The 21114-nt window shown below is 61.8% G+C and carries 25 protein-coding genes, 2 tRNA genes and 1 other RNA gene; 12 read left to right on the top strand and 16 right to left on the bottom strand.

From position 1 onward, the window contains the following. Nucleotide 1: 1 nt before the first annotated feature. Both AruPA_RS02575 and AruPA_RS02580 read right to left on the bottom strand, forming a co-directional pair. The gene (locus AruPA_RS02575; protein ID WP_265634803.1) at nucleotides 2–1516 is read right to left on the bottom strand and encodes a Hint domain-containing protein; all 1515 of its coding nucleotides are present in this window, start codon (nucleotides 1514–1516) and stop codon (nucleotides 2–4) included. A gap of 110 nt (nucleotides 1517–1626) precedes the next feature. After that, nucleotides 1627–3597 (bottom strand): penicillin-binding protein 2, encoded by a 1971-nt coding sequence (locus AruPA_RS02580; protein WP_265634805.1) that lies wholly within the window; start codon nucleotides 3595–3597, stop codon nucleotides 1627–1629. A gap of 123 nt (nucleotides 3598–3720) precedes the next feature. Between AruPA_RS02580 and AruPA_RS02585 the strand changes: the two genes are divergently transcribed. Continuing rightward, nucleotides 3721–4158: a hypothetical protein gene (locus tag AruPA_RS02585; RefSeq protein ID WP_265634807.1), complete on the top strand. Its 438-nt coding sequence runs from the start codon at nucleotides 3721–3723 to the stop codon at nucleotides 4156–4158. Nucleotides 4159–4734: 576 nt separating this feature from the next. On the opposite strand, the gene AruPA_RS02590 is transcribed toward AruPA_RS02585, so the two are convergent. Both AruPA_RS02590 and pdxY read right to left on the bottom strand, forming a co-directional pair. Further along, nucleotides 4735–5175, bottom strand: coding sequence for a CBS domain-containing protein (locus AruPA_RS02590; protein ID WP_265634809.1), 441 nt, complete (start codon nucleotides 5173–5175; stop codon nucleotides 4735–4737). 134 nt (nucleotides 5176–5309) lie between these two features. After that, nucleotides 5310–6140: a pyridoxal kinase gene (gene pdxY, locus AruPA_RS02595; RefSeq protein WP_265634811.1), complete on the bottom strand. Its 831-nt coding sequence runs from the start codon at nucleotides 6138–6140 to the stop codon at nucleotides 5310–5312. A gap of 8 nt (nucleotides 6141–6148) precedes the next feature. Between pdxY and AruPA_RS02600 the strand changes: the two genes are divergently transcribed. The 7 genes from AruPA_RS02600 (at nucleotide 6149) to rnpB (ending at nucleotide 10932) form a co-directional block, all read left to right on the top strand. Next, complete coding sequence (locus AruPA_RS02600; protein ID WP_265634813.1) at nucleotides 6149–7330, top strand: NADH:flavin oxidoreductase/NADH oxidase; 1182 nt, start codon at nucleotides 6149–6151, stop codon at nucleotides 7328–7330. 180 nt (nucleotides 7331–7510) lie between these two features. Further along, nucleotides 7511–8236: a transcriptional repressor LexA gene (lexA, locus tag AruPA_RS02605; RefSeq protein ID WP_265634815.1), complete on the top strand. Its 726-nt coding sequence runs from the start codon at nucleotides 7511–7513 to the stop codon at nucleotides 8234–8236. A gap of 57 nt (nucleotides 8237–8293) precedes the next feature. After that, entirely contained in the window at nucleotides 8294–9067 is a 774-nt protein-coding gene (locus AruPA_RS02610) for a TerB family tellurite resistance protein (RefSeq protein WP_265634816.1), read from the top strand. Beyond that, on the top strand, nucleotides 9064–9717 hold the full coding sequence (locus AruPA_RS02615; protein ID WP_265634818.1) for an N-acetylmuramoyl-L-alanine amidase: 654 nt from the start codon (nucleotides 9064–9066) through the stop codon (nucleotides 9715–9717). Before AruPA_RS02610 ends, AruPA_RS02615 begins: the two co-directional genes overlap by 4 nt. A gap of 232 nt (nucleotides 9718–9949) precedes the next feature. Further along, the gene (locus AruPA_RS02620; RefSeq protein ID WP_265634819.1) at nucleotides 9950–10153 is read left to right on the top strand and encodes a hypothetical protein; all 204 of its coding nucleotides are present in this window, start codon (nucleotides 9950–9952) and stop codon (nucleotides 10151–10153) included. Nucleotides 10154–10167: 14 nt separating this feature from the next. Continuing rightward, nucleotides 10168–10536 (top strand): hypothetical protein, encoded by a 369-nt coding sequence (locus AruPA_RS02625; RefSeq protein ID WP_265634821.1) that lies wholly within the window; start codon nucleotides 10168–10170, stop codon nucleotides 10534–10536. 1 nt (nucleotide 10537) lies between these two features. After that, an RNA gene (rnpB, locus tag AruPA_RS02630) (RNase P RNA component class A) lies at nucleotides 10538–10932 on the top strand. A 26-nt stretch (nucleotides 10933–10958) separates the two neighbouring features. Here rnpB and AruPA_RS02635 read toward each other — a convergent pair. After that, nucleotides 10959–11033, bottom strand: a tRNA-Thr gene (locus AruPA_RS02635). 88 nt (nucleotides 11034–11121) lie between these two features. Between AruPA_RS02635 and AruPA_RS02640 the strand changes: the two genes are divergently transcribed. Beyond that, a tRNA-Ala gene (locus AruPA_RS02640) sits at nucleotides 11122–11197 on the top strand. 228 nt (nucleotides 11198–11425) lie between these two features. Here the strand turns inward: AruPA_RS02640 and AruPA_RS02645 are convergent. The 7 genes from AruPA_RS02645 to AruPA_RS02675 all read right to left on the bottom strand — a co-directional run bounded on the left by AruPA_RS02645 (nucleotide 11426) and on the right by AruPA_RS02675 (nucleotide 16026). Beyond that, nucleotides 11426–11653, bottom strand: coding sequence for a hypothetical protein (locus AruPA_RS02645; protein ID WP_265634822.1), 228 nt, complete (start codon nucleotides 11651–11653; stop codon nucleotides 11426–11428). 22 nt (nucleotides 11654–11675) lie between these two features. After that, entirely contained in the window at nucleotides 11676–11906 is a 231-nt protein-coding gene (locus tag AruPA_RS02650) for a hypothetical protein (protein ID WP_265634823.1), read from the bottom strand. Nucleotides 11907–12004: 98 nt separating this feature from the next. Continuing rightward, nucleotides 12005–12577, bottom strand: coding sequence for a hypothetical protein (locus AruPA_RS02655; protein ID WP_265634824.1), 573 nt, complete (start codon nucleotides 12575–12577; stop codon nucleotides 12005–12007). Next, the gene (locus AruPA_RS02660; protein WP_265634825.1) at nucleotides 12574–12840 is read right to left on the bottom strand and encodes a hypothetical protein; all 267 of its coding nucleotides are present in this window, start codon (nucleotides 12838–12840) and stop codon (nucleotides 12574–12576) included. Before AruPA_RS02660 ends, AruPA_RS02655 begins: the two co-directional genes overlap by 4 nt. Nucleotides 12841–13199: 359 nt before the next feature. Further along, entirely contained in the window at nucleotides 13200–13526 is a 327-nt protein-coding gene (locus tag AruPA_RS02665; protein WP_265634827.1) for a hypothetical protein, read from the bottom strand. Next, complete coding sequence (locus AruPA_RS02670; protein ID WP_265634829.1) at nucleotides 13523–15112, bottom strand: DUF3631 domain-containing protein; 1590 nt, start codon at nucleotides 15110–15112, stop codon at nucleotides 13523–13525. Before AruPA_RS02670 ends, AruPA_RS02665 begins: the two co-directional genes overlap by 4 nt. A gap of 44 nt (nucleotides 15113–15156) precedes the next feature. Next, the gene (locus AruPA_RS02675) at nucleotides 15157–16026 is read right to left on the bottom strand and encodes a toprim domain-containing protein (RefSeq protein ID WP_265634831.1); all 870 of its coding nucleotides are present in this window, start codon (nucleotides 16024–16026) and stop codon (nucleotides 15157–15159) included. 64 nt (nucleotides 16027–16090) lie between these two features. Here AruPA_RS02675 and AruPA_RS02680 point away from each other — a divergent pair, with 64 nt between their 5' ends. Beyond that, the gene (locus AruPA_RS02680) at nucleotides 16091–16363 is read left to right on the top strand and encodes a hypothetical protein (RefSeq protein ID WP_265634833.1); all 273 of its coding nucleotides are present in this window, start codon (nucleotides 16091–16093) and stop codon (nucleotides 16361–16363) included. A gap of 53 nt (nucleotides 16364–16416) precedes the next feature. On the opposite strand, the gene AruPA_RS02685 is transcribed toward AruPA_RS02680, so the two are convergent. From AruPA_RS02685 to AruPA_RS02700, 4 genes are all read right to left on the bottom strand, one after another. After that, nucleotides 16417–17040 (bottom strand): hypothetical protein, encoded by a 624-nt coding sequence (locus AruPA_RS02685; RefSeq protein WP_265634835.1) that lies wholly within the window; start codon nucleotides 17038–17040, stop codon nucleotides 16417–16419. Continuing rightward, the gene (locus tag AruPA_RS02690) at nucleotides 17037–17279 is read right to left on the bottom strand and encodes a hypothetical protein (RefSeq protein WP_265634837.1); all 243 of its coding nucleotides are present in this window, start codon (nucleotides 17277–17279) and stop codon (nucleotides 17037–17039) included. Before AruPA_RS02690 ends, AruPA_RS02685 begins: the two co-directional genes overlap by 4 nt. Continuing rightward, the gene (locus tag AruPA_RS02695) at nucleotides 17276–17473 is read right to left on the bottom strand and encodes a hypothetical protein (protein WP_265634838.1); all 198 of its coding nucleotides are present in this window, start codon (nucleotides 17471–17473) and stop codon (nucleotides 17276–17278) included. Before AruPA_RS02695 ends, AruPA_RS02690 begins: the two co-directional genes overlap by 4 nt. Nucleotides 17474–17570: 97 nt before the next feature. After that, nucleotides 17571–18782, bottom strand: a complete 1212-nt coding sequence (locus AruPA_RS02700; protein ID WP_265634839.1) for a site-specific integrase — start codon at nucleotides 18780–18782, stop codon at nucleotides 17571–17573. Between the two features lie 407 nt (nucleotides 18783–19189). Here AruPA_RS02700 and AruPA_RS02705 point away from each other — a divergent pair, with 407 nt between their 5' ends. After that, complete coding sequence (locus AruPA_RS02705) at nucleotides 19190–19489, top strand: hypothetical protein (protein ID WP_265634841.1); 300 nt, start codon at nucleotides 19190–19192, stop codon at nucleotides 19487–19489. Between the two features lie 32 nt (nucleotides 19490–19521). Continuing rightward, nucleotides 19522–20850, top strand: a complete 1329-nt coding sequence (locus AruPA_RS02710; protein WP_265634842.1) for an extracellular solute-binding protein — start codon at nucleotides 19522–19524, stop codon at nucleotides 20848–20850. Nucleotides 20851–21114: the final 264 nt, after the last annotated feature.

Consider the following 21114-nt stretch of genomic DNA (forward strand, 5'->3'; position numbering starts at 1 on the left):
TTCAGGCCGCCGCGAGGGCCGCCGCACTTGATAACACGGCGCGGTCGGCAGCACGGCGCACCGCAATATCCTCGAGCCCGGTGCCATCCGGCAGCCTGACCCGAAAGCCGCACCGACCGCTGCCAAACCCGGCATCCTCGACATCCGGCCGGTGCAGATTGGCCAGACCGCGATGGATCACCCGCCCGCGATGCAGCAGTTCGAAACAGACCGGAACCGCCGCATATTGTTGGCAGAACGCCCAGCCGACCGCATGGGTGCCATCGCGGTCGGTCTCGACCCGTTCGAGCCAACCGGCCAGATCCCCGTGCCCTGCCTCGGCCGCAACCGCGCCGGCCAACGCCGTAAGCCGGGCCTGGATCGCGGCCAGGACGGGACCATCCTCGATCCGCGCCGCGCAATAGCGGCGATCGGGGACATCCGCGCCGTACCGGTCGGCATAATCGGCCGCGTTGTGAAACATCAATCGGTTATCGTCGTTGATATAGGTTTCGGAGGCTGCACCCTCGGCGAAAATCACATCATGCCGGTCAAGTTCGACATGGACGTACTCGATGCGCTCGACCGCGGTTTCCTGCACGATCGATACGCCGTTGACGAGGCAGATTGCCGGGATCAGCGCGCCATCGACCAGCATGGCGTGCTGCGGACTGACCCACAGCGGGCGCACCGGCCGACCGTTGCCGAGTGCACCGGCGGCAAACCGGACCGGCAGCAGATGCGGCTTGCCTGCGGCGAACCGGCCAGAATAGGCCCGCCGGCCTAGCCATTTGATGGGTTTGCAGGATCCATCGGCCGTCAGCACACGATCGCCGATCGCCAAAGCCTCCACCGGCATATCGCCGCCCGCCGTGGCGATTCTGGTGCCCGCGCGATAGCAGGCCACTGTGATCGCTGAACCGCCGAACCCGTCGGTCGTGATGCTGAACTGGCTGCTGGTGAAACTGCCTGTCGAGAGCGTGACATCCGCGAGATCGGCCTGCGTCGCCGACTCCAGCGTCAGCACACCGCCCGCCGCTCCGGCGTTCTGGGTCCAGACCGCGCTGGCAACACCGCTGACGCCGCGCAGATCGATCGTGTCAGTATAGGCGAAGCCTGAAATTGCACTCAGCGAACTGCTCGTGACGCCGGAATCGACGATCAACGCGTTGTTGGTGCCGGCGAATTTGAGCGGTGGGGGCGTGGTCACACTCGCGACGTTATCGCCGAGTTCAAGGGTGCCGAAGCCCGGGGCGCTCGCAGCACCCGGCGCGAAGCCGATCTCGAGAAACGGAATGATATTGCCGAGGGTTGTCGGGTTGAACGTCTCATACGCTCCGCCGCTGACCTCGTCGGTAAACAGAAAGCCGGTGCCGCTCACCGAGACGATGTCGATGACCAAGCTGGACTGGGCGGAACCGGAAACGTCGAGGATGCCTTGGCTGCCGTCCACGATGAGATCGACCGTACCGCTGGTCGTCACCTGACTATACGATCCGAGCGTTCCTGTTCCCACCGTAATCGTCGTCGTGCTCATGTACTGGCCCCGCTGTATCCCACAATCCGCAGAATTTGGTTGCAATCGTTAACTTAAGGTTGCATTCTACGATGCGTCTCGAGGTTGTCAATAAAATATTAGTATTGTCATTAATTTATAGTAGAATTCTCTGAAATTGAACGATCGCTCGTAGCCACGCGATTGGGATCGTCCGCGGCAACATGGGCGCCTGGAATTGCCAACGCGACGCGCCGCAATGCCCAGGCTTCGATCATTCGATCAGGATGACGGGGCGGTTTCCGATCGGCAAGAATGTACGCATAGCGGTTAGCCCCGGATGGAAACGGATGATGCGGTCCCAACCCAACGCGGCCGGGCGGTACCGGTGGCTGCAAACCCAGATCGAACCGCGCGTTTATCGCGCGTAAAGCTGCACCCTCCAGTGGCCGAATGCCCACCATAGGGCCGATGCGGGCAATGATCCGCCCGACCGCCGGCGCCGCTACATAGCCGCCGGTCGTGAAACCGTGAGAAAAATCATACATCTTCGGCGTCGATTTCGGATGGACGATCAACACATAGACCACGTAGCGCGGATGATCGGCCGGAAACATCGCCATGAACGAAGCGTTGTTCAGATGGTTGCGATAACGTCCATTCGCTGCAACCACCTGCGATGTCCCGGTCTTACCGCCTACACGATAGCCCTTTACCCGCGCATAGACGCCCGTGCCTGACAGCACGACGCCGCGCATCATTTTACGCATCAAAACCGATACATGGTGGCGCATCACCCGCACACCCGTGCGTGGCGGCGCATTCGGCTTTCGCGCAAGCAGGGTGGGACGAAATAGGACGCCTCCATTGACATCGGCCACCACCGCATTGACCAGAATGATAGGCGCCATCGCAATACCGTTACCAAAACTGACCGTCATCGTGGTCAGCAACTTCCAACTGCTTTTCGGGTGCCAGATCGGCCGCTGGGTGCCGGGCATCTGCACTGGCGAGGGGCGGAAAAAACCCATTTTCCGTAGCCAGGTACGCTGGATTTTCCGGCCCAGAATGGTTGCGATACGCGAAGCGCCGATATTCGATGAGTAGGCGAGCACTGCGGGCATCGCGAGCCAATGGTGGACGGGCTCATAATCGGTCACCGAGAATCCATCGACGGATAGCGGGTGGGTCGTATTGAACCGGTCCCAGTAGTGTATCAAACCCGACTGCAACGCCGCCGGCAGGGTCATCAGTTTCATCACACTTCCCGGCTCGTAATCGCCAGAAATACAGCGATCGAACAGCGTGTCCTGCGGTGCGCGGTGAAGATTATTGGCGTTGTAATCCGGCAGGCTGACCATCGCGACGATCCGGCCGGTCATGCTCTCAACAATTCCACACGCGCCGCGCGCGTGATAATCGCGCATCGCCCGCGCAACGGCCTGGTGCACGATGTCTTCGATACGCAAGTCAATCGAAAGACGCAGCGGCCGGTTCGTCGCCCTGACTAACCGCTGGTTGAAATAGGCTTCGACGCCGGCAATGCCGCGCTGGTCCGGGGTGACGCCACCAAGAATGTGCGCGGCAAGATCGCCCTGGGGATAATGGCGGACCCAGGTCGGTTGAAAATAGATCCCTGGCATTCCAAGCCTGTTCACGGCGACCTCCTGCCCGGCCGTGAGCGATCGATCGAGATAGACAAAGCGCTCGCGGGCCTGCCCCAACCGACGCGCAAGTGTGGCGCGGTTGAGCATCGGCAACACGTTCGCAAGCCTCCTGGCATCGCGACCTGGATGCGTGATTTGTTGGGGATCCGCGTACAACGCAGCGCCCGGGAGTGACACGGCCAGCAAACGGCCGCGCCGATCGAGGATCGGTGCGCGGTCGGGTGAAGGGAGCATCGTCCGAAAGTCGGGGCGCTGCGCCGCCAGGACTGCAGGGTTTGGCAGAACCGGCCTGATTATTGTGGCGTCGATCAGCTTGATCGCCAATACGCCGTATAGCGTCGCGAATCCGACGATCCCTAGGCTCGTCCGCCCACGAAAACGACGCCGCCACCGCCGGATATCGGCAGGCGCGATGTCCTGGGCTGTTGCCGGATGAGGCTTATGCTCCAATGCCATGACATTGAATTAACATAAAGCCTGCACGTCGTTGTATAAGCCGCTGAAAAACTTTATGTTACCACAATTCGCGCCTACAAATTCCACCGGCGCGGGTCAAGCCGTTCATCATGGGAGCCGATCATGCCGGGATCGAAAGTGCGTTTTCTCAAGCGTTGGCTGTTACTGCTCAGCTTCGCGGGCACGCTGAGCGGCTGCGGCACCAATGCGCCGCACCGAATGGGCACCGGTACCGCCAGCGGTGCAGCGACTGGGGCCGCGTTTGGCCTGATCGGAGGACCAATCGGTGTTGTGATCGGAGGCGCGATCGGCGGCGGCATCGGCGCGCTTACGGCTTCGACCACGACGCCGCAGCAAATCAACCTGGATAATATCGGCAAAACCGGTACCGGACCCGGTGCAACGCCGCAGCAGCCGAGCACCACCTCCGCGCAGCCGGGATTACGCGACCAGATCAATTCGTATCGGTCTCAACCACAGTCCCTCACCCCAGCCGCGCCGCCTGCAGGCTATAACGCAAGCGTCCAGGCGCAACCGCTGGCGCCCCCCGCCACCCAGTAGTGCGGATCACTGCGCTCAGCTGTATGCGCGCATACCCAAGTCCAGATGAGCGGCGCTATAAACTTCGTCCATGCATGACTTGACTCGGGTTGATCGGCCCGATCGCCATGCCCACCATATCGGTCCGTCAACGGTCCTATGCTCGGGACGACGACAGGTTGGCTCAATACGATCTCGGAAAGGAATACCGATATGACCCTCAAGAAAACCATGATTGCAGCGCCCGTTGCCTTGGGCATGGCTCTCGCCCTGGCCGGCTGCGGTACGTCGCAACCGGAGCGCGCTCAAGGCGGGGCCGCCGGTGGGGCTGCCGCCGGCGCTGCGGTTGGGGCAGTTGGCGGCCCGATAGGAGCGCTTGCGGGTGCGGGCATTGGCGCTGTCGGTGGTGCCGTTGCGGGCTCGCAGACAACCCCGCAGCAGGTCAATTTGGGCGCCCCTCCGAAAGTCAAACTACCGGGCACGTCCTCGGATAGTTCCAGCAGTCAGTAACGCAGCTCACGTAAAATCGCAGGCGGACCGCGGTCCGCCTGCGGCCCTGCCTCGCATCAATTGTTGTCGCCGTAAGCGGCAAGAAAATTATACAGCGCTGCCCGTCACGTAGTCGCGCAAGCTCCGTACTTCCTGAGCCTGCTCATCCATCAATCCAGCAACCACGTCGCCAATGCTGACGACGCCAATTAGTTTGCCACCGTCCACGATCGGCAGATGACGGAAACGCCCCTCGGTCATCAAGGTTTCGGCCTCGAAAATCGATGTCGAGGGTGTGGCGGTGGTCGGCGCACGCGTCATCAGTTGGCTCGCCACCATATCGACAGTGCCAGTTCCATTCGCGGCCAGGCTGCGCACGACATCACGTTCCGAGAGGATTCCAAGCAAATCGTTTTCAGACGATTGCACAACAACCGCACCGATCCGCTTTTCAGCAAGAACCATGACCACATCGCGGATCTTGGTATCGGGCGTGACAGAAATCAGTGCCGCGGGTTTCCGTTTCAACAAAGCAGCCATCGTCGTCATCATAATCCTCCCGAGGATTGTGCGCCCGTTGATCCGGGCCGGCGCCTGGGCGTTTGCCTCAAGCAGACATTAGACGATGAACATATGTCATCGGACTGCATCAAATCAATAAAATTACCAGCGACTCCCGGTTTTCATTTCGCCCGCGCCCCTGACGCTGCCGCCACCCACTCATCCTGGCCACTCACGATGGCGAGCTCGTCGCCCGCCGCCCGCACCGTGGCCTCAAGCAGCGCGGCGCTCGCAGCACACGCGGACTCCATCGCCGCCAGCGCATCGCGATCGTGCAGATAACGCGCCATGAACAATGCGGCGAACGCATCGCCCGCACCGGAGAACGCACGATCGAGCCTCACCACAGGGATGAAGTGTCGCGTATCGGGCGTGACCACTAGAACGTCGAGCGAGCCAGGCACCGTGTCCGCGCCGGTAAAGCCGGTGAGCACCACGATCGGCGGCCCGAGCGCCGCCATTGCCGCGAAGGCGCTCGCGCGATCCGCCAGCGCCCAGCCCGTCAGAATTTCGAGTTCGAACGGGTTGGGAAACGCGATATCGGCCAGCGGCAGCAGGACATCGCGGAACGCGGCGACCAGCGCCGGCGGCACATAGACCCGCCCGGCATCGCCGATCACCGGATCGCACGCATAGAGCGCAGCCGGATGCGCCGCGCGTGCGCGTGCCACCGCATCGCACACCACCGGCACCGCCGTCGCCGCGCCGAGATAGCCCGATGTCACCGCGGCACAGCGCGCGAACGCACCGCGCGCGGCAAGGCCCTGGATCAGGGCCGCCATTAACGCCGGCGCCACGGGGCCGCCTTCGGTGCCGCCGTGGCCCGGATGGTGCGAGAGCAACGTGGTTGGCAGCGGCCAGACCTCATGACCGAGCCGCGCATAGATGAATGCCGCACCCGTGTTGCCGACGCTGCCGTTCAGGACCTGGGATTGGATCGATAAAATCGCCATCGCACCACTTGGCGCGGTTGGCCTTTCGCTGGCAAGCTGGGCGCATCGCCGCTAATGGCACGCTGCGGTATCGCCACCGCTCGTATCCAAGGAGAGTTCCCCTGTCACGCATTCCGAAATTATTGCAACCGATCAGCTTCCGCGCGGTCACCGCAAAGAACCGGATCGTCGTCTCGCCGATGTGCCAATACAGCGCGGTCGACGGGCTAGGTCAGGACTGGCATATCCAGACGCTCGGTGCCAAGGCGATGGGCGGTGCAGGCATTGTCTTCACCGAAGCGACACACATAGCGCCCGAAGCCCGCATCACGCCCTATTGCCTCGGCCTTTGGAACGATGCGCAGGAAGCGTTCATGACCAGGCTTGCGACCCTGATCAGCTACGGCGGCGCCATCCCGGCGATCCAGATCGCCCACGCCGGGCGCAAGGCCAGCACGGTGGCGCCATGGGAGGGCGAACGGCACATCGCGCCCGATGCGCCAGGCGGCTGGCTGCCCGCCGCACCCAGCCCGATCCCCTACGCACCGGATCGGCCCGCGCCGCACGCCATGACCGCGCGCGACATCGCAACCACCATCCGCCAGTTCGCCGACACCGCCGCACGGGCCTACCGCGCCGGGTTCAAGATCGTCGAACTCCACGCCGCCCACGGCTATCTGCTGCATGAATTTATCTCGCCGATCGCCAATCACCGCACCGATCGCTACGGCGGCGACCTGGCAGCGCGTGCGCGCATGCTGATGGAGGTGCTGGATGCGGTCCGCGCGGTCTGGCCGGCTGATCTGCCGCTGTTCGTCCGCCTTTCCTGCACGGACTGGATCGAGGGTGGCCACACGATCGAGGATTCCGTGACACTGGCCCGCTGGCTGCGCGACCGTGGTGACGTCGACCTGATCGATTGCTCAAGCGCCGGTATCGCGCCGCAACAGAAGATCGCCTCGGTCCACCCCGGCTATCAGGTGCCGTTTGCCGAACGTATCCGCCGCGATGCCGGTATTGCCACGGGTGCGGTCGGCATGATCCGCGAACCGGAACTCGCGGCCGAAATCATCGCCAACGAGCGGGCGGATCTCGTGTTTCTGGCCCGCGCTCTGTTGGCGAACCCGGCATGGCCAAACCATGCCGCCAGTCATTTCGGTATCAAACCCGAGTTAGTACCGCAATATCAGCGTGCGTTAATCTCGCCATGACGATGTGACGCCCAGCGCCAAAACGGGAACAAAACGCGATTATTCCGGCAATACCCCCTTGACGCGGCGCGGAATCGCTCCCTAGAACATCATGTTAGCGCTTTGTTCTATAACGCGCCGGCGCCTATTGTCCCAACCCCGCCGCCACAATGGCCGGCCTCAGACCGAAACGAGGGCTCGATGCTTACCCGCAAGCAATATGAACTGCTGGTGTTTATCGACCAGCATCTGCGCCGTACCGGTTGCTCGCCGAGCTTCGAAGAGATGAAGGAGGGGCTCGATCTGAAGTCGAAATCCGGCATTCATCGTCTGATCGGTGCGCTGGAGGAACGCGGGTTTCTGCGCCGGCACAAGCATCGTGCGCGCGCGCTCGAAGTGATCCGCTTGCCCTTAGACAGCGTACCCCATGAACGCGCCCCTGAAAATGCGCCCGAGCGCGTTAGCGACCAGAAATTCGCACCCAACGTCATCCGCGGGGATTTTTCCGCCCGCTTTCAAGGGGCGCGCGCTGCCGCCGAGGTCGCGGCGATCAGCCTGCCGCTCTATGGCCGGATCGCCGCGGGTCAGCCGATCGAGGCTTTGCGCGAGCATCAGACCGAAATCGAGGTTCCGATCGCGCTGATCGGCCAGGGCGATCACTACGCGCTGGAGGTTACCGGCGATTCGATGATCGAGGCCGGCATTCTCGACGGCGACACGGCGATCATCCGCAAGGGCGAAACCGCCGAAAACGGACAGATCGTTGTGGCGCTGGTCGATGATAACGAAGTCACGCTGAAGCGCTTGCGACGGCGCGGCAACTCGACCGCGCTGGAACCCGCCAACGCACGGCATGAAACCCGCATTTTTCCCGCCGAACGGGTTAAGGTGCAGGGGCGCCTCGTTGCGCTGATGCGGCGATATTAGTCACGCGGAGCGGGTTACCCCTTTGACCTGACGGCCCTGCCACCCGATATGGGACGAATGGCGGTATGGGGTAAGGTTATCGGCGGCGTTGCCGGCTTCGCGTTCGGCGGCCCGATCGGGGCGATCGCGGGCGCAGCACTCGGCCACGCGGCTGACACCGGCGATCTCGGATCGCTGGGCGCGCGGGTCGGTCGGGTGCTGCCTCTCGATTCTGCGCGGTTCGCAGCCCTGCTCGGCAGGCGTGAACAGGTATTTGCGATCGCCGTTACCGTACTCGCCGCAAAGCTCGCTAAATGTGACGGCCCTGTCAATCGGGCCGAGATCGATGCGTTCAAGCGCCAGTTCCGCATTGAAGACGCGGCGGTGCCGATGATCGGGCGGCTATTCGACCAGGCGCGCGACGACGCCTCCGGCTTCGAGCCCTATGCGCGACAGTTGGCCGAAAGCTTCGCTGACAATCGGCTTGCCCTTGAACAGGTATTCGGCGCCCTCCACGCGATCGCCCGCGCCGATGCGCCGCTCAACGGCCGGGAGGCCGATGTACTGACTCGGATCGGCGTCGCTTTCGGTCTTGACGAAGCCGCCCGGAACCGCGCCGCCAACCCCTCATCCTTCGCCCAATCCGACGGCGATCCCTATGAAGTACTCGGCATCGCCAAGACCTCGAGCAACGAAACCATCCGCGCCCATTGGAAACAGCTGATGCGCGAAAATCACCCCGACCAGCTGGCTGCCCGGGGCGTGCCGGCGGAATTCGCCGCGCGCGCGACCGATCGTGTCGCCCGGATCAATGCTGCCTGGGACGATATCAAGCGCGAGCGGGGCCTGTGATCTCACCCAACCAGGACGACCGTCCGCCCGGCGCGCCGGTCGATCATCTGGTACTCCACTACACCGGGATGCGCAGTGCTGCGGATGCCATTGCGCGGCTCTGCGACCCTGCCGCCAAGGTTTCCTCGCATTACGTCATCGAGGAAGATGGCACCGTCCACCAGCTCGTGCCGGAAACACGCCGCGCCTGGCACGCCGGCATCAGTTTCTGGCGCGGGCGGCGCAATTTGAACGATTGCTCGATCGGCATCGAAATCGTCAACCCGGGCCATGAATGGGGCTATCGCTCCTTCCCCCCCGCGCAGATCGCCGCCGTCATCACGCTCGCCCAGGGCATCCTGGCGCGCCACCCGATCCCGGGCGCGCACATCGTCGGGCATTCCGACATCGCGGCCGATCGCAAGCAGGACCCTGGTGAATTATTCCCCTGGCGGCACCTCGCCGCGCACGGGATCGGCCTGTGGACCGACGAATTCGCCGCGCCGTCCGACCCGCTCGGGGCACTGACCGCGATCGGGTATGATCCGGGGCTTGATCCGGTTGTTTCGATCACCGCGTTTCAACGGCGATTCTGGCCGTCACGCTGCGATGGCGTGATGGATGAGGCGACGGCCGGGCGGATTGGGGCGGTTGCTGGAGTGTTGGCTTAGGGAAGGTAAGGAAGCGCTTCTTTTTTGAAAAAAAGAAGCAAAAAACTTTCTGACTCTGGGGCACGGGCGTTTTCACGGGCACGGGCCCAAATTAACAAAGTTTTTTTGCTTCTTTTTTGTTCACAAAAAAGAAGATTCTTCCCTGACCTTCCCTACCCTACCCTCCCATCCCCCCAAACCTTGCATTTCTATATAAAAACTATATAAAAACTCTGAAATCCGGAGCACACCTATGGCCGTCACCAGTTTCGAGGTCGACCAGCATACCGCCGAAGCGATATCGGAATTGCGCGGCCTGTTCGGGGTCAAGACCAATGCCGCGGTGATCCGGCGGGCGCTTGCACTTGCTCAGGTCATCGGCCGCGAGGCCGCGCCGGACCATACCATTACGGTGAGCGGCCGGGCTGAGCCGGTCCGCATCGTCCTCAACGGGTAGGCGCGGCGCCGGGCATGAGCGGTGCGACGCCACGATTGTCGCCGGCGGTCCAGCTTGAGGATGTCGAACGCGGCCTATCGGTCAAGGATCGGATCGCGCTCGGCGATGCGTCGATCCGGCGGCAGATCGCGATCGTGATCATGGCGCTGTTCGCGATCACCAACGTGCTCTCGGTCATCTTCATCGGCGTGCTTTATTATTTCGATCAGCGCGACATCGCCGATCACCTGATTCCAGCGACCGCGCGGGTGATTACGCCATCGGTCGTGATGAGCCTGCTCGGTGCGACGACCGTGCAGCTCGGCGCCATCGCGGTGATCATGGCGCGCGGCATTTTCAACGTCCCCATTGACCAGCCCTACCCGATCGTCGAAGAGACCTGAGCCAGACGGTTGGACGGCCGCCGTTCCGGGCAACCGGGGCGGAGGAAAGTCCGGGCTCCACGGAAACACGGTGCCGGTTAACGACCGGCGGGGGCGACCCCAGGGATAGTGCCACAGAAAACAAACCGCCCGCGCGTGCAAACCCGCGGGCAAGGGTGAAACGGTGCGGTAAGAGCGCACCGCGCGCTCGGTAACGAGGGCGGCAGGGTAAACCCCACCGGGAGCAAGACCGAATAGGGGTGGCCGGCGGCGTGAGCGATCATGGCCGCAGGGATGTTTTCGACCCGTCACCCGGGTTGGTCGCGCGAGGCGCGCAGCAATGCGCGTCCCAGACGAATGGCCGTCCACCATCCGCGAGGATGCGGACAGAACCCGGCTTACAGACCGTCTGGCATCTATATCGATAAGAAGAAGCGGGCGCGTGGTGCCGGGTGAGGGATTTGAACCCCCGACCTTCGGTTTACAAAACCGCTGCACTACCACTGTGCTAACCCGGCCGCGCTACCAACGTCTTATCACGAGCGCGCCGGGTTTCCACCCCTTGCCTGCCCCCGCCACCCGGTTTATACGCCCCCAACGATCGGTGGGGCCATAGCTCAGTTGGGAGAGCGCCTGAATGGCATTCAGGAGGTCGGCGGTTCGATTCCGCTTGGCTCCACCAATCGTTTCAATGGGTTGCGCGACTTATCCACAACGCGCGATTTTTCCCGGATACCAAGCGGATCACAGTTGGCCTAGATTTCGACCCATCTGGTCGGCTCCTTCACGGTTGTGTGATTGCCGAATAGATGCTGGTCGAGGTCGAGGGCCGGCCTATGCGGCGTCGAGGGTGTCACGCGACATTGTGTGAATCTGTCTTTTATCGGTAAAATAACACGCGCGCGACGGGTCAGCGGGTGCGGTCTGGCTTTTCTGCCGTGACAGGCGCAACATAACCCCTCACTCGCCCGCCATCCTGACGCCACTGTGCGGGCTTCCAGGCGGTGTCTTTCATGAGCCGCCCGAGATCATGCGCCGATAAATCACGTAGTGCTGATAGGGTATGGCAACCGGCAAGCAAGTCATTCACCGCAACCCGGCGCGATCGGGTTGCTGCAACGATCACGGCGGCGATCATCGCTACGGCGCGTTGTCGAGGGTCATCCGGCATCGGCGTCGAGGTCAGGGAACGCTTCGTAGGCAGCGAGCACCGGATTCGCCCGGCGCTTCATTTCGGCAAGATCGCGGCAGGACCGGGCGGCATCGATCTGTTGAATGCCGATGTAGAGCCGATCGCGCGCGGCCTTCATCTTGGCTTTGAGGTCGAGCAGTTCGGCTTTCTCGGATTCTGGCAGGCCACGGCCGGCCATCTTGTTCGCGACGAAACTCATTTCAGAATCCTCCTACGGGATGCCCGCCAGTGCCGTGGGAACACTGGCGGGCGGGGCCGCGCGACGGGGTATCAAGTCGCCGCGCGGTTTTCGGTCTATCAGGCCACCTTCGCCGTTTTCACGTTGTGCAGGGCGCGTTCTACATCGGCTAGGCTCGCGATCGGCGCGATCGCCCAATGGTCAGCCGGGGGCGCTTGTCGGCTAAGCCGAAGCGCATACTTTTGCGCGAAGTCGAGGCCGGCATCTCTCGCTTCCGCACCGGCCTGATCCAGTTCGGCCAGCGCCGCGCGGGCTTCGGTCAGCGCAGCATCGACGCGGGCGGCGGCTTCGATACGCCTCGCGATGGCGGCGGTAAGACGATCGGCGCGGTCGAGGCGATCGGCTTCATGGGCTTTTGCGGCCAGTTCGGCTTCGCGTAGCTTGGCCGCTTCATTGATCGCCGTCGCCAACTCCAGAGCCGCCTCGGCATCCGTGATCATGCGGCTGGCATTGACCAGATCGGCCGCGGGGATTTTGCTGCCTTCGGCGGCGCGCTCCACCAGTTCGGTCCGCTCAGCTTTCGCGCGGGCGAGCCTGCCCATTTCGGTCGCGACTGCGGTACGGGCGGCGGTGGTGCGGGCCTGCGCATCGGCGCGTTCGGCTCGGGCCTTGGTGCGTTCATCGGGTGTCATTTTGGGTCTTTCATTTGGTGAATGGGACGGGCGGCGATGCGGTTCATCGCGGCGCGTTCGGTGCGGATTCGATCCATTTTCCGCGCGAAGTCAGACCACGCGGATTTTGCGGCGCGAAACTCTGCGGGCGACAATTTACGAGCATCAACCGGCGCGGGTGGTTCGGGATCACCGTCTTGCCAATCGGCCGGCATGCCTCGTGCGAGCAGATCGCGATTGCGTTGTTTTTCGTCGTCGGTCATCGCGCTGAACGGCTTTCCCATTTTTTGTAATCCTTCGCTCCCGGCTTCATCTTTTCCGATTCGACAAATCGCCGGACGGAGTATTGCGTGGTCGTAATTGAACGGCGCACTGCCGTCATTTCACGTGGTAATGGGCAACCTTTGTGCTTGTTCGCCATAAGTCGTGATTCCTCTATCAACTTTGGTAATCATAGCAAAATATGGGGATAGGACACAATATATATTTAATACGTCACTTCGCGTCACTGCGCGTCAATGATGTATATTGGTGTATTTACGTAGAACTACGTTATGATGACTGGCTTCGCTAGGCGGTAGGGCTGCAACTACGGCATGGTGGGAAAAGGAAAGATCTGACCGTCGCCGGTCACTTTCAACGATCACGCTACTCTCTTTCTTTCTAACAATTCCGCCCCTTCTGTTTGTATCGCGAACCGTTCGTCTCGCTCGTATTTCCAATCTGGCGAGCACGTCGAGCACGTCCATCCTGCGGGATTTTCGATGGCGACGAACCGCTGCGATCCGCCGCACCTAGCGCACAAGACGATGATGGTCGGGTCCACCAATTCGCGGATGATCTCGGTCTCTTGAGCGCGGATCGCTGCCCTAATTTCCGGTTGCAATTTGTCGGCACCCTCCACCCACAGGCGGGCGCGGAGTGTCGCCCCCGCGCCTTGTGCCGACCGGATCAGATCGGCCCCGGTCATGCCCATTCACCCCCCTCAAAACCCGTATCTGTGCCGTTTCCGTCCGCTACACCCCCTGAAACCGCTACACCGCTACAATCGGCAGGCGACTGCGATTTTTCGGGTGTTTCGTATCCGCTACATACATGAGGGTGTAGCGGTTCTAAATCATCGTTTTGGCCAGGATTTCCTTCACTTGTAGCGGTGTAGCGGTTTGAATCCCCCCCACTAGGCGCGGGGTCGAGGTAACGGGCGAATGCGTCGTCAAACTGGTCGATCTGATAGGCTTTCAGAACCCGGTCGATTGCTCCCCCGAATCTGGCGTTGTGGGGCCTGATCCTGAATGGTGACAGAGCACGCGAAAGTTGCGCTGCCGTCATCGGCTTGCCCTGCCTCCACTCTGCCCATGGCCTGTCCTCCATGCTCCCCAGGCGGTTCGCGAGGTCGGTTGATGCAAGGCGATTCTGGCCTGCATCCTTAAACGCGGTTCGGATATCGGAGAGCAGCATTGCACCGGTTCCACCACTGTCCTGATCGTTAGCGCGGTCACCAAATAGGGTTAGCAACGCGCGCCGACCACGTGCTGCCCAGGCGGCTCCAGCGGCATCCGCGATAGAAAAGATGGGCACAGAGATATCACCCTCACGGTCATTCAGCGCGGCGGGGATTTCCGGGTTTTCGTCGAGTTTATCGGCTTCGTCTTTCGCCCATCGAGCAAGTTTACTACCGATCGTCGCGATCTTGTTCCGCGCTCCACGATCACGCATTTTCGCAACACGCTGTGCGGCGCTTTTGCGCTCAAGCCTGATTGGGATCGCGCGATCTTCCAACGTGCCGGGCAGGCTCTTGATGGCAGCGAGCGCGACGGGTGCAAAGGTGGCAAATTGTACCGGAACAAACGCGCCAGAGATTTCGACCACCCTGATCACGTTGCCTGATCGCTCGAAGCCAGAATTGAGCACCCCCCTCAATTCCTCTGCGTTCTCTTTCAGGTGCGTGTCGGCTTCGTCGATCAGCAGTGACAGCGGAGCCAAGGCTTCGATGGTCCTGAATACCGACGACGAGCTGATGTTGTCGGCTTTGAGTGGCGACAAGCATGTGGATCGCAGCACGTCGAGCAGGGTGGACTTTCCACAGCGTTTTTCCGGGCTGGTGATTGCCAGGCGCGGCGTATGCTGAAACCGCGCGTAGCACCACGTATGGGCGATCCAGAGCACGGTTGCATCGCGGGCGGCGGGCGAGAGGATGACGTGACGGTCCAGAGCAGAAGCCAAGTCATCGAGCAGCGTAGCAAGGTTGACCGGCTCAGGGTGCGGCTCATGCGTTTTGAATGACAAGCGCCGTCCGTGCGTCGGCTCGTTCGTATCGCCGCGCGCCTTCCTGACTTCGTCGTCGAGGGTCGAGCACCTGATTTTGAGGCGCTTTGCCTCATCCTCTCTTATCTGATCGTAGTTGATCGCAGACAATTTCGCGAGGCGGGCGATCGCTTGCTCAGCAGTCTCCGGCGCGGCCTCATGCTCAGTGAAACCGTCGTCTTGCGGCGCGTCATGGGAGGCGCTGGCCGCGTTCGGCTTGGTGACGGTCTCGCCCATCACGGTATCGCCCATAAGAGCCTCAGCGGCCCGCAAATCGGCGCGGCGGATAGGGCGGCTCATGCTTCACCCCCGGCGCGGCGGATGAGCACGTCGTTGAAGTCGTCGCCCCGCAAATTCGGTTTCACGATGCGGACTGTGCGGCCTTCCGATTTCCAGCGCCGGAGTGCGGCCTCGGCAGATTCGATGCCGGGTTTGTCATGGTCGGCGGCGATCACCACGGACTTCACGTCTGGGGGCAGCAGCAAACCCTTGGCCAAGTTCCCAGCCGAAACCGCTGACCAGGCAGGAAGGTCGAGCAGGATGCCGGCGGCGATGGCGGTTTCCGGCCCCTCGGCAACCACGATGTCGGCACCCAGGCCAAACCGGATTGCACCGCCCCAAATTGGCCCCTTGAACGCCTTGGCCGGGTCGAGCGCGGCCTTGCGGCCATCGTCGGCAAGGTAAATCCGCTGCACCCCGATCTGGTTGCCATTTACGTCGTCGATCCGGCAGATCAGCGCGGGGTAGCGGCGATTGTCCAGGTGGCGAGTGTCGGCACGAAACCGGAGTGCGGGATTGCCGATCGCCTGATCGAGGCGGCGGCGGCGGAGGTAAATCGAGGCTAGGCAGTTGCCGGTCAGGGTCTCACTGCTACCCCAGAGTGCTACAGCCTGTTCCTGCTTCTTGGCGCGGCCCTCAGCGGCCTTGGTGGAGGCGATGGCGTCGTCGGAGCGGTCAATCCGCGCACCCGCTCCAGCGTCCATCACAGCAGCCCAGATCGCATCCCGATCATTGCACGACACGCAAGACGCGGAGATTTTCCCGCGCTTGGATTTCAGCAGGAGCGTCGGCACCGTGTAGTTGCAGGCCGGGCAGGTGCAGCGCCAGTGATTCCCAGTCTTGAATGCTCCCAGGTTGGAAGCGATAGTTTCGATTGTTGCAGTCATGGCATGAAACTTTCATTCATGCCGCTTCGGATATCGCTTGACGTAGAGCAGAAACTTTCGATATATGGGCTTGCGCGTCTATCGAGTTTCCGCCCCGTCCGCTTGCCAGAGCGGCGGGGTTTTTCGTTTAGGCGGCGGTGCGGACTTCGGCCCGGCTGGCGATGTAGTTGGCCAGATCGGAGCGGCGGAAAAAAATCTTCCTGTCACCAATCTTTATGCGCGGGATTTCCGGGATGCGGTCGAGCGTCCGATCAGAAACATGAAGGAAATTTGCGGCCTGCTTGCGGTCGAGCAGTTCATCGGAATGAGACATAAATCACCTTGTTTGTTGTGGTGACTGTCCAAATACACATACGTGCACGTATGTGCAGCAATAGACTTCTCTCATTTTCAGGGGGTGAAAATGGTCTTGATTGAACGTGCGTCGCGTTTTCGGGCGGCTTTGATGCCGATAAACTTAAGGCCAGTTTTTATATGCCGGCGCATCTGGGCTTCCGATAATTTAGCGCGACGAGCCATAAACCTAATTATGTCATCGGACTTCATCGCCGGGTTCGCGTGGCAATTTTCGAGATAGGCTTGCGCTGCCTTGTATCCGAGCGACTGATCCCGATACCGGGCGAACGGGTTGCTCCCTTTTGTTTTTCCGCTCTTGAATCCGAATGAATCGGCAAGCGCCTTACTGCCATCCGCAAGCTTCCAGGCTTTTTCATCGAACGTCGCGAATCCGGCTATTTGCTCGATGAAAGTAGACGCGCTGGCAACCACGTAGCCGGCCAAGTCATCAGGCAGAGGATTAGATCGGTCCCAAGTCGCCAGCGCCTCCATCGCACCTATCGGGTTGCCGTCCGTCCGCCATGATCTCAGAGCGTCCGCATGGCGCACGGCGCGCGTTTGGGCCATGAGTGCTGGAGCAATTTGCTCGTTGCGTTTGGTCACTTCCTCCAGCACCGCGTTCACCCAATCGGCGTAGATGGGCGGGGTTTCACCCCCGCCGTTGTCATCGCCGATCACGATTTTGCCCCAAGACGCTCCACCGCTTCCAGCGCCTTCACGTCGGCGTCCGGGTCGCCATTGGCGAGCAGAAAAGCCAGCGCGGCCTTGCGCACCCCACTCCGCCGGACAATCGCGCGGAAAAAATTTAGAAAGAGTGGTTGCGCTTCCGGGGAGCATGAGCGGTACGCCTGAAGGACACGGAGTTCGTTGTCGGTTATGGCCATTGTCGGCTGCTCAGCCGGTTGTTTCGCGTTCATGACTGCGACTCCGCGAAAGTCCGCCGGAACGACGCCAGCGTCATTTTGGCGATCAGCTCGCGCTCGGACGGGCTGGTCGCCATTCTCGCCAGCTTCAACATCGCGGTGTCGGCGGTTCGCACCACGTCCACCACGCGCGGGCTTGTGGCGCGGCGGGCAACGGTTGTGGTATCGGTTGATCGGTCCTGTTTCATCTGGTTTGTCTCCATTGGCGGGATCATCGGCGGCGGGTGTCTCACCACCCGTCGCCATCCCGTTCATGCTGCCGGCCGGGCAGCGCGGTATCTTCCATCACCTGGGCTTGCGCCTCGGGTTCGGGTTGATTTCGACAATCTCAGCCTTGCTACCGCCGCCCATCATTGCGGCGATGCGCGCGCCGGTCCGATCCGCCGCCGCCTTGGCCGGATCATCGGCCAGATGGGCGTAGCGTTCTGTAGTGACTGATTTCTTGTGGCCTAGAAGCTTGCCGACGATGTAGAGGGCATCGCCCCCTCCGATGGCGGCGCTGGCGAAAGAATGCCTCAGATCATGCAAGTGAACGTCCAGAATGCCGGCAGCGGCGCGGATGCGCTCCCAGGGCTTCGCCACCCCAACGAACGGCGCGGCAGGACGATCGCCCGGCAGCACGTAGGGATTGCCGGCCAGGCGCGGCAGGCCAGCGAGCAGTTCCAGCGCCGGCGCGGACAGGAAGATGTTGCGCGCGCCGGTTTTGGATTCAGGCAGGCGGGCGATGCCGGTTTGCATGTCGATCCACTCCCACTTGAGGGTCAGGATTTCAGATCGGCGCGCACCGGAGAACAGCAGCAACCGGATAGCGGCGATTGCGCGCCAATCTGCCAGACCAGCAGCCTCGGCAGTCATGAGGGCATCCCCCAGGCGGGCGAGTTCATCGGCTGATAGGTAGCGTTCTCTCGGTTTTTCTTTGTTCTTCTCGATGTTCCGGCAGGGATTGGAGTTGTCCGGGCGTTCGCCAATCCGTTCGGCCCATCCCAGTATGCTCGAAACCAGTGCTAGGGCGCGGTTCGCCGCGACTGGCGTGTCTCTCATGGAATGGTGGAGGCGCTGGATATCGGCCTTGGTGATCTCTGGCAGCCTCAATTTGCCGATCGCCGGCAGTATACGCTGGTCTAAGAGCCGCTTGTCCTCCGCGACGGTCCTCAGTTTCTTATGCGGGGTGGCGTATTCCGTGATGTAGCGTTCGGTGAAAGCGGCGAACGTGATGGCACCCTTGGCCCGCCTGCGTTCATCGGCGGGGTCGCGTCCATCACGGATTAGACCAAGAATGCGGATGGCTTCGCGCCGGGCAGATTCCGCCCCGTAGGCACCCTTGCCGTGCCGACCGATCGTGTAGAGCACCTGCCGGCCCTTCACGCGCGTCTTGACGCAGTAGGTGGCATCGCGGCCCCGCTTGCGGATGCCAAACCCCCGGCACTCCGTATCCCAGACCTGATCGCCCTCAGCCATGTGTTCGACGATCTCGGCAGTGATGCGCTTGGTTGCCATCGCAGTATCCTATGGTGACCGGGATATCCTTGGTTCACCCCCGGATACCGCGTCATGCAAAGACACGCAAGAAAATAACGCGCCATAGGTGAGGGTTTGTCTCACTCTGTCATCCCGTTTTCACCCCTGTCTAGGTCGATACACAGAATGGCATTCAGGAGGTCGGCGGTTCGATTCCGCTTGGCTCCACCAAATCGACGTTTCCTGACGCACTTGGCCACAATGCCGCATTTCACGGCACGGTTGCCTCGGATCAAGGCGCAGTTCCAGGCGATCATCCAAGTGCAGTCACGATTGAGTGGCACATGGCATCTTACGCCGCTCGGATGGGCCGTTTGTGCTGTCGCAGCCCGCCCGTTACCGCTTCGCAACATATCAGATACTCTGCCGGACAACGAGCGACTGCGATGCCCAGACTTACCCTCGAACCCTCGTTTGCTTTGTTTCTGTTTGACGTGCGCGGCGGCGACCGGCGCAGCTGCCAGTCGCGTAATGCCGGGCCCCGCATGACCAATGACTTGATCAACTCGGGCATGCGTGCCGTGCTCGCCTGTGTACTGCCCGATGACAGCTTCAGGCTGGCAAGTCTCATTTCCGATCGGCAATACCCTCTGTTCCTGCCGATTCACGCCAGTCGAGATCTCTTCCCTCTTGTTGTCACGCGAGCTTCACTGATATGCCATCGCCCTGTCATCAAGCCGCGTTAACCGGCACGGGTTTTCAACAAGGGGATTTTTCCATGAAACGCCGCCTCCTGATCGCCGCAGCGCCGGTAACTGCGCTCGCCGCCGCCACCGCCCGCGCCGCCGCACCCGTGACCATCACGCTCTGGCACGCCATGGCCGGCGCGCTCGGCCAGAAACTCCAGGCGACCGTCGATGCGTTTAACAAGGGCCAGACCGCCTATCAGGTGGATGCCGTCTATAAAGGCACCTACCCCCAGGTGCTGACCGCAACCATCGCCGCCTGGCGTGCCGGCAAAGCCCCCTCGATCGCGCAGGTGTTCGACGTCGGCACGGCCGACATGCTTGGCGCGGGCCGCGCCGTGGTCGATGTCTACAAACTCGCGGCCATGACGGGCGTCGCCATCGACCCCGCCACCTACATCCCCGCCGTGCGCGGCTACTACAGTCTCAATGACGGCAAGATGGGCGCCGCACCCTTCAATTCCTCCACCGCAACGATGTGGATCAACGAAGACGTCTTCGAGAAAGCCGGCCTCGACCCAAAAATGTCGCTCGCCACCTGGGACGACGTGATCAAAGCCGCCCGCGCCATCAAAGCCAAGAACGCCGCCCCCATCCCGGTGATGACCTCCTGGCCGACCTGGGTGCATTTCGAGCAGTTCGCCGCCATCCACAATGTCGAATACGCAACGCTGAACGATGGCTTCGGCGGCCCGAAACCCACGCTGACGATCGATAGCGCCCCCTTCGTCAAAAACCTCGGCACCATCCTGTCGATGCAGAAGGAAGGCCTGTTCAAATACCAGGGCCGCGACGGCGCCCCCAGCCCGATCTTCTACGCCGGGAAAGCCGGAATCACCTTCGATTCGTCCTCGATCTACGGGCAGCTCAAACAAAGCGCAAAATTCAAGTTCAACGATACCTACTTGCCCTACCACCCCTCGATCATCAAATCACCGATCAACTCCATCATCGGCGGCGCCGCCTTCTGGGCCATGACCGCACCCGATCGCAGCAAACCCGAATACACGGCGGTGGCGCATTTCTTCAACTTCATCAGCCAGCCCGGCAACGATTCCGGTTGGTCCGAAGCCACCGGCTATATCCCCGTCACCACCGCCGGTAACGCACTGATCACCAAACAAGGTTTCTACACCGCCAACCCCGGCACCAATATCGCGGTCGAACAACTCACCCGCACCCAACCCACCAAATTCTCCCGCGGCATCCGCCTCGGCGGCATGCCCGAAGTGCGCGTCATCATCGAAGAAGAATGGGAACGCGCCATCCAGAATAACACACCAGCCAAAACCGCCCTCGCCACCGCCCAACACCGCGCCCAAGCCGTGATCGACCGGTTCGCCCAATCCATCCACGCCTGATGCCGGGGGGTGGGGGTGACGTGCTGGAAGGAAAGAAAGGCCAGGGGGCTTTGCCCCTTGGACCCCCACTAAGGGCGGAGCCCTTAGAACCCGCTAGTTTTAGGCAAGGGGAGGGCGCTGCCTCGGACTTTCCACTGATCTGGCCTATGTCGCCCTCCCCTTGCCTAAAACTAATGGATTTTAAAGGCTCCGCCTTTAACGGGGTCCAGGGGCAGAGCCCCTGGCCTTCCTTGCTTCCAACACCCCACCCCCACACCCCGGCAT

It is taken from the genome of Acidiphilium sp. PA (assembly GCF_026191915.1).
Lineage (GTDB): Bacteria > Pseudomonadota > Alphaproteobacteria > Acetobacterales > Acetobacteraceae > Acidiphilium.

Excerpts from the sequence above, each read along its gene's own strand:
- AruPA_RS02575 (WP_265634803.1), bottom strand. The coding sequence starts at position 1,516 with ATGAGCACGACGACGATTACGGTGGGAACAGGAACGCTCGGATCGTAT.
- AruPA_RS02580 (WP_265634805.1), bottom strand. The coding sequence starts at position 3,597 with ATGGCATTGGAGCATAAGCCTCATCCGGCAACAGCCCAGGACATCGCG.
- AruPA_RS02585 (WP_265634807.1), top strand. The coding sequence starts at position 3,721 with ATGCCGGGATCGAAAGTGCGTTTTCTCAAGCGTTGGCTGTTACTGCTC.
- AruPA_RS02590 (WP_265634809.1), bottom strand. The coding sequence starts at position 5,175 with ATGACGACGATGGCTGCTTTGTTGAAACGGAAACCCGCGGCACTGATT.
- pdxY (WP_265634811.1), bottom strand. The coding sequence starts at position 6,140 with ATGGCGATTTTATCGATCCAATCCCAGGTCCTGAACGGCAGCGTCGGC.
- lexA (WP_265634815.1), top strand. The coding sequence starts at position 7,511 with ATGCTTACCCGCAAGCAATATGAACTGCTGGTGTTTATCGACCAGCAT.
- AruPA_RS02610 (WP_265634816.1), top strand. The coding sequence starts at position 8,294 with ATGGCGGTATGGGGTAAGGTTATCGGCGGCGTTGCCGGCTTCGCGTTC.
- AruPA_RS02620 (WP_265634819.1), top strand. The coding sequence starts at position 9,950 with ATGGCCGTCACCAGTTTCGAGGTCGACCAGCATACCGCCGAAGCGATA.
- AruPA_RS02625 (WP_265634821.1), top strand. The coding sequence starts at position 10,168 with ATGAGCGGTGCGACGCCACGATTGTCGCCGGCGGTCCAGCTTGAGGAT.
- AruPA_RS02645 (WP_265634822.1), bottom strand. The coding sequence starts at position 11,653 with ATGATCGCCGCCGTGATCGTTGCAGCAACCCGATCGCGCCGGGTTGCG.
- AruPA_RS02650 (WP_265634823.1), bottom strand. The coding sequence starts at position 11,906 with ATGAGTTTCGTCGCGAACAAGATGGCCGGCCGTGGCCTGCCAGAATCC.
- AruPA_RS02655 (WP_265634824.1), bottom strand. The coding sequence starts at position 12,577 with ATGACACCCGATGAACGCACCAAGGCCCGAGCCGAACGCGCCGATGCG.
- AruPA_RS02660 (WP_265634825.1), bottom strand. The coding sequence starts at position 12,840 with ATGGGAAAGCCGTTCAGCGCGATGACCGACGACGAAAAACAACGCAAT.
- AruPA_RS02665 (WP_265634827.1), bottom strand. The coding sequence starts at position 13,526 with ATGACCGGGGCCGATCTGATCCGGTCGGCACAAGGCGCGGGGGCGACA.
- AruPA_RS02670 (WP_265634829.1), bottom strand. The coding sequence starts at position 15,112 with ATGGGCGATACCGTGATGGGCGAGACCGTCACCAAGCCGAACGCGGCC.
- AruPA_RS02675 (WP_265634831.1), bottom strand. The coding sequence starts at position 16,026 with ATGACTGCAACAATCGAAACTATCGCTTCCAACCTGGGAGCATTCAAG.
- AruPA_RS02680 (WP_265634833.1), top strand. The coding sequence starts at position 16,091 with ATGGGCTTGCGCGTCTATCGAGTTTCCGCCCCGTCCGCTTGCCAGAGC.
- AruPA_RS02690 (WP_265634837.1), bottom strand. The coding sequence starts at position 17,279 with ATGAACGCGAAACAACCGGCTGAGCAGCCGACAATGGCCATAACCGAC.
- AruPA_RS02695 (WP_265634838.1), bottom strand. The coding sequence starts at position 17,473 with ATGAAACAGGACCGATCAACCGATACCACAACCGTTGCCCGCCGCGCC.
- AruPA_RS02700 (WP_265634839.1), bottom strand. The coding sequence starts at position 18,782 with ATGGCAACCAAGCGCATCACTGCCGAGATCGTCGAACACATGGCTGAG.
- AruPA_RS02705 (WP_265634841.1), top strand. The coding sequence starts at position 19,190 with ATGCCCAGACTTACCCTCGAACCCTCGTTTGCTTTGTTTCTGTTTGAC.
- AruPA_RS02710 (WP_265634842.1), top strand. The coding sequence starts at position 19,522 with ATGAAACGCCGCCTCCTGATCGCCGCAGCGCCGGTAACTGCGCTCGCC.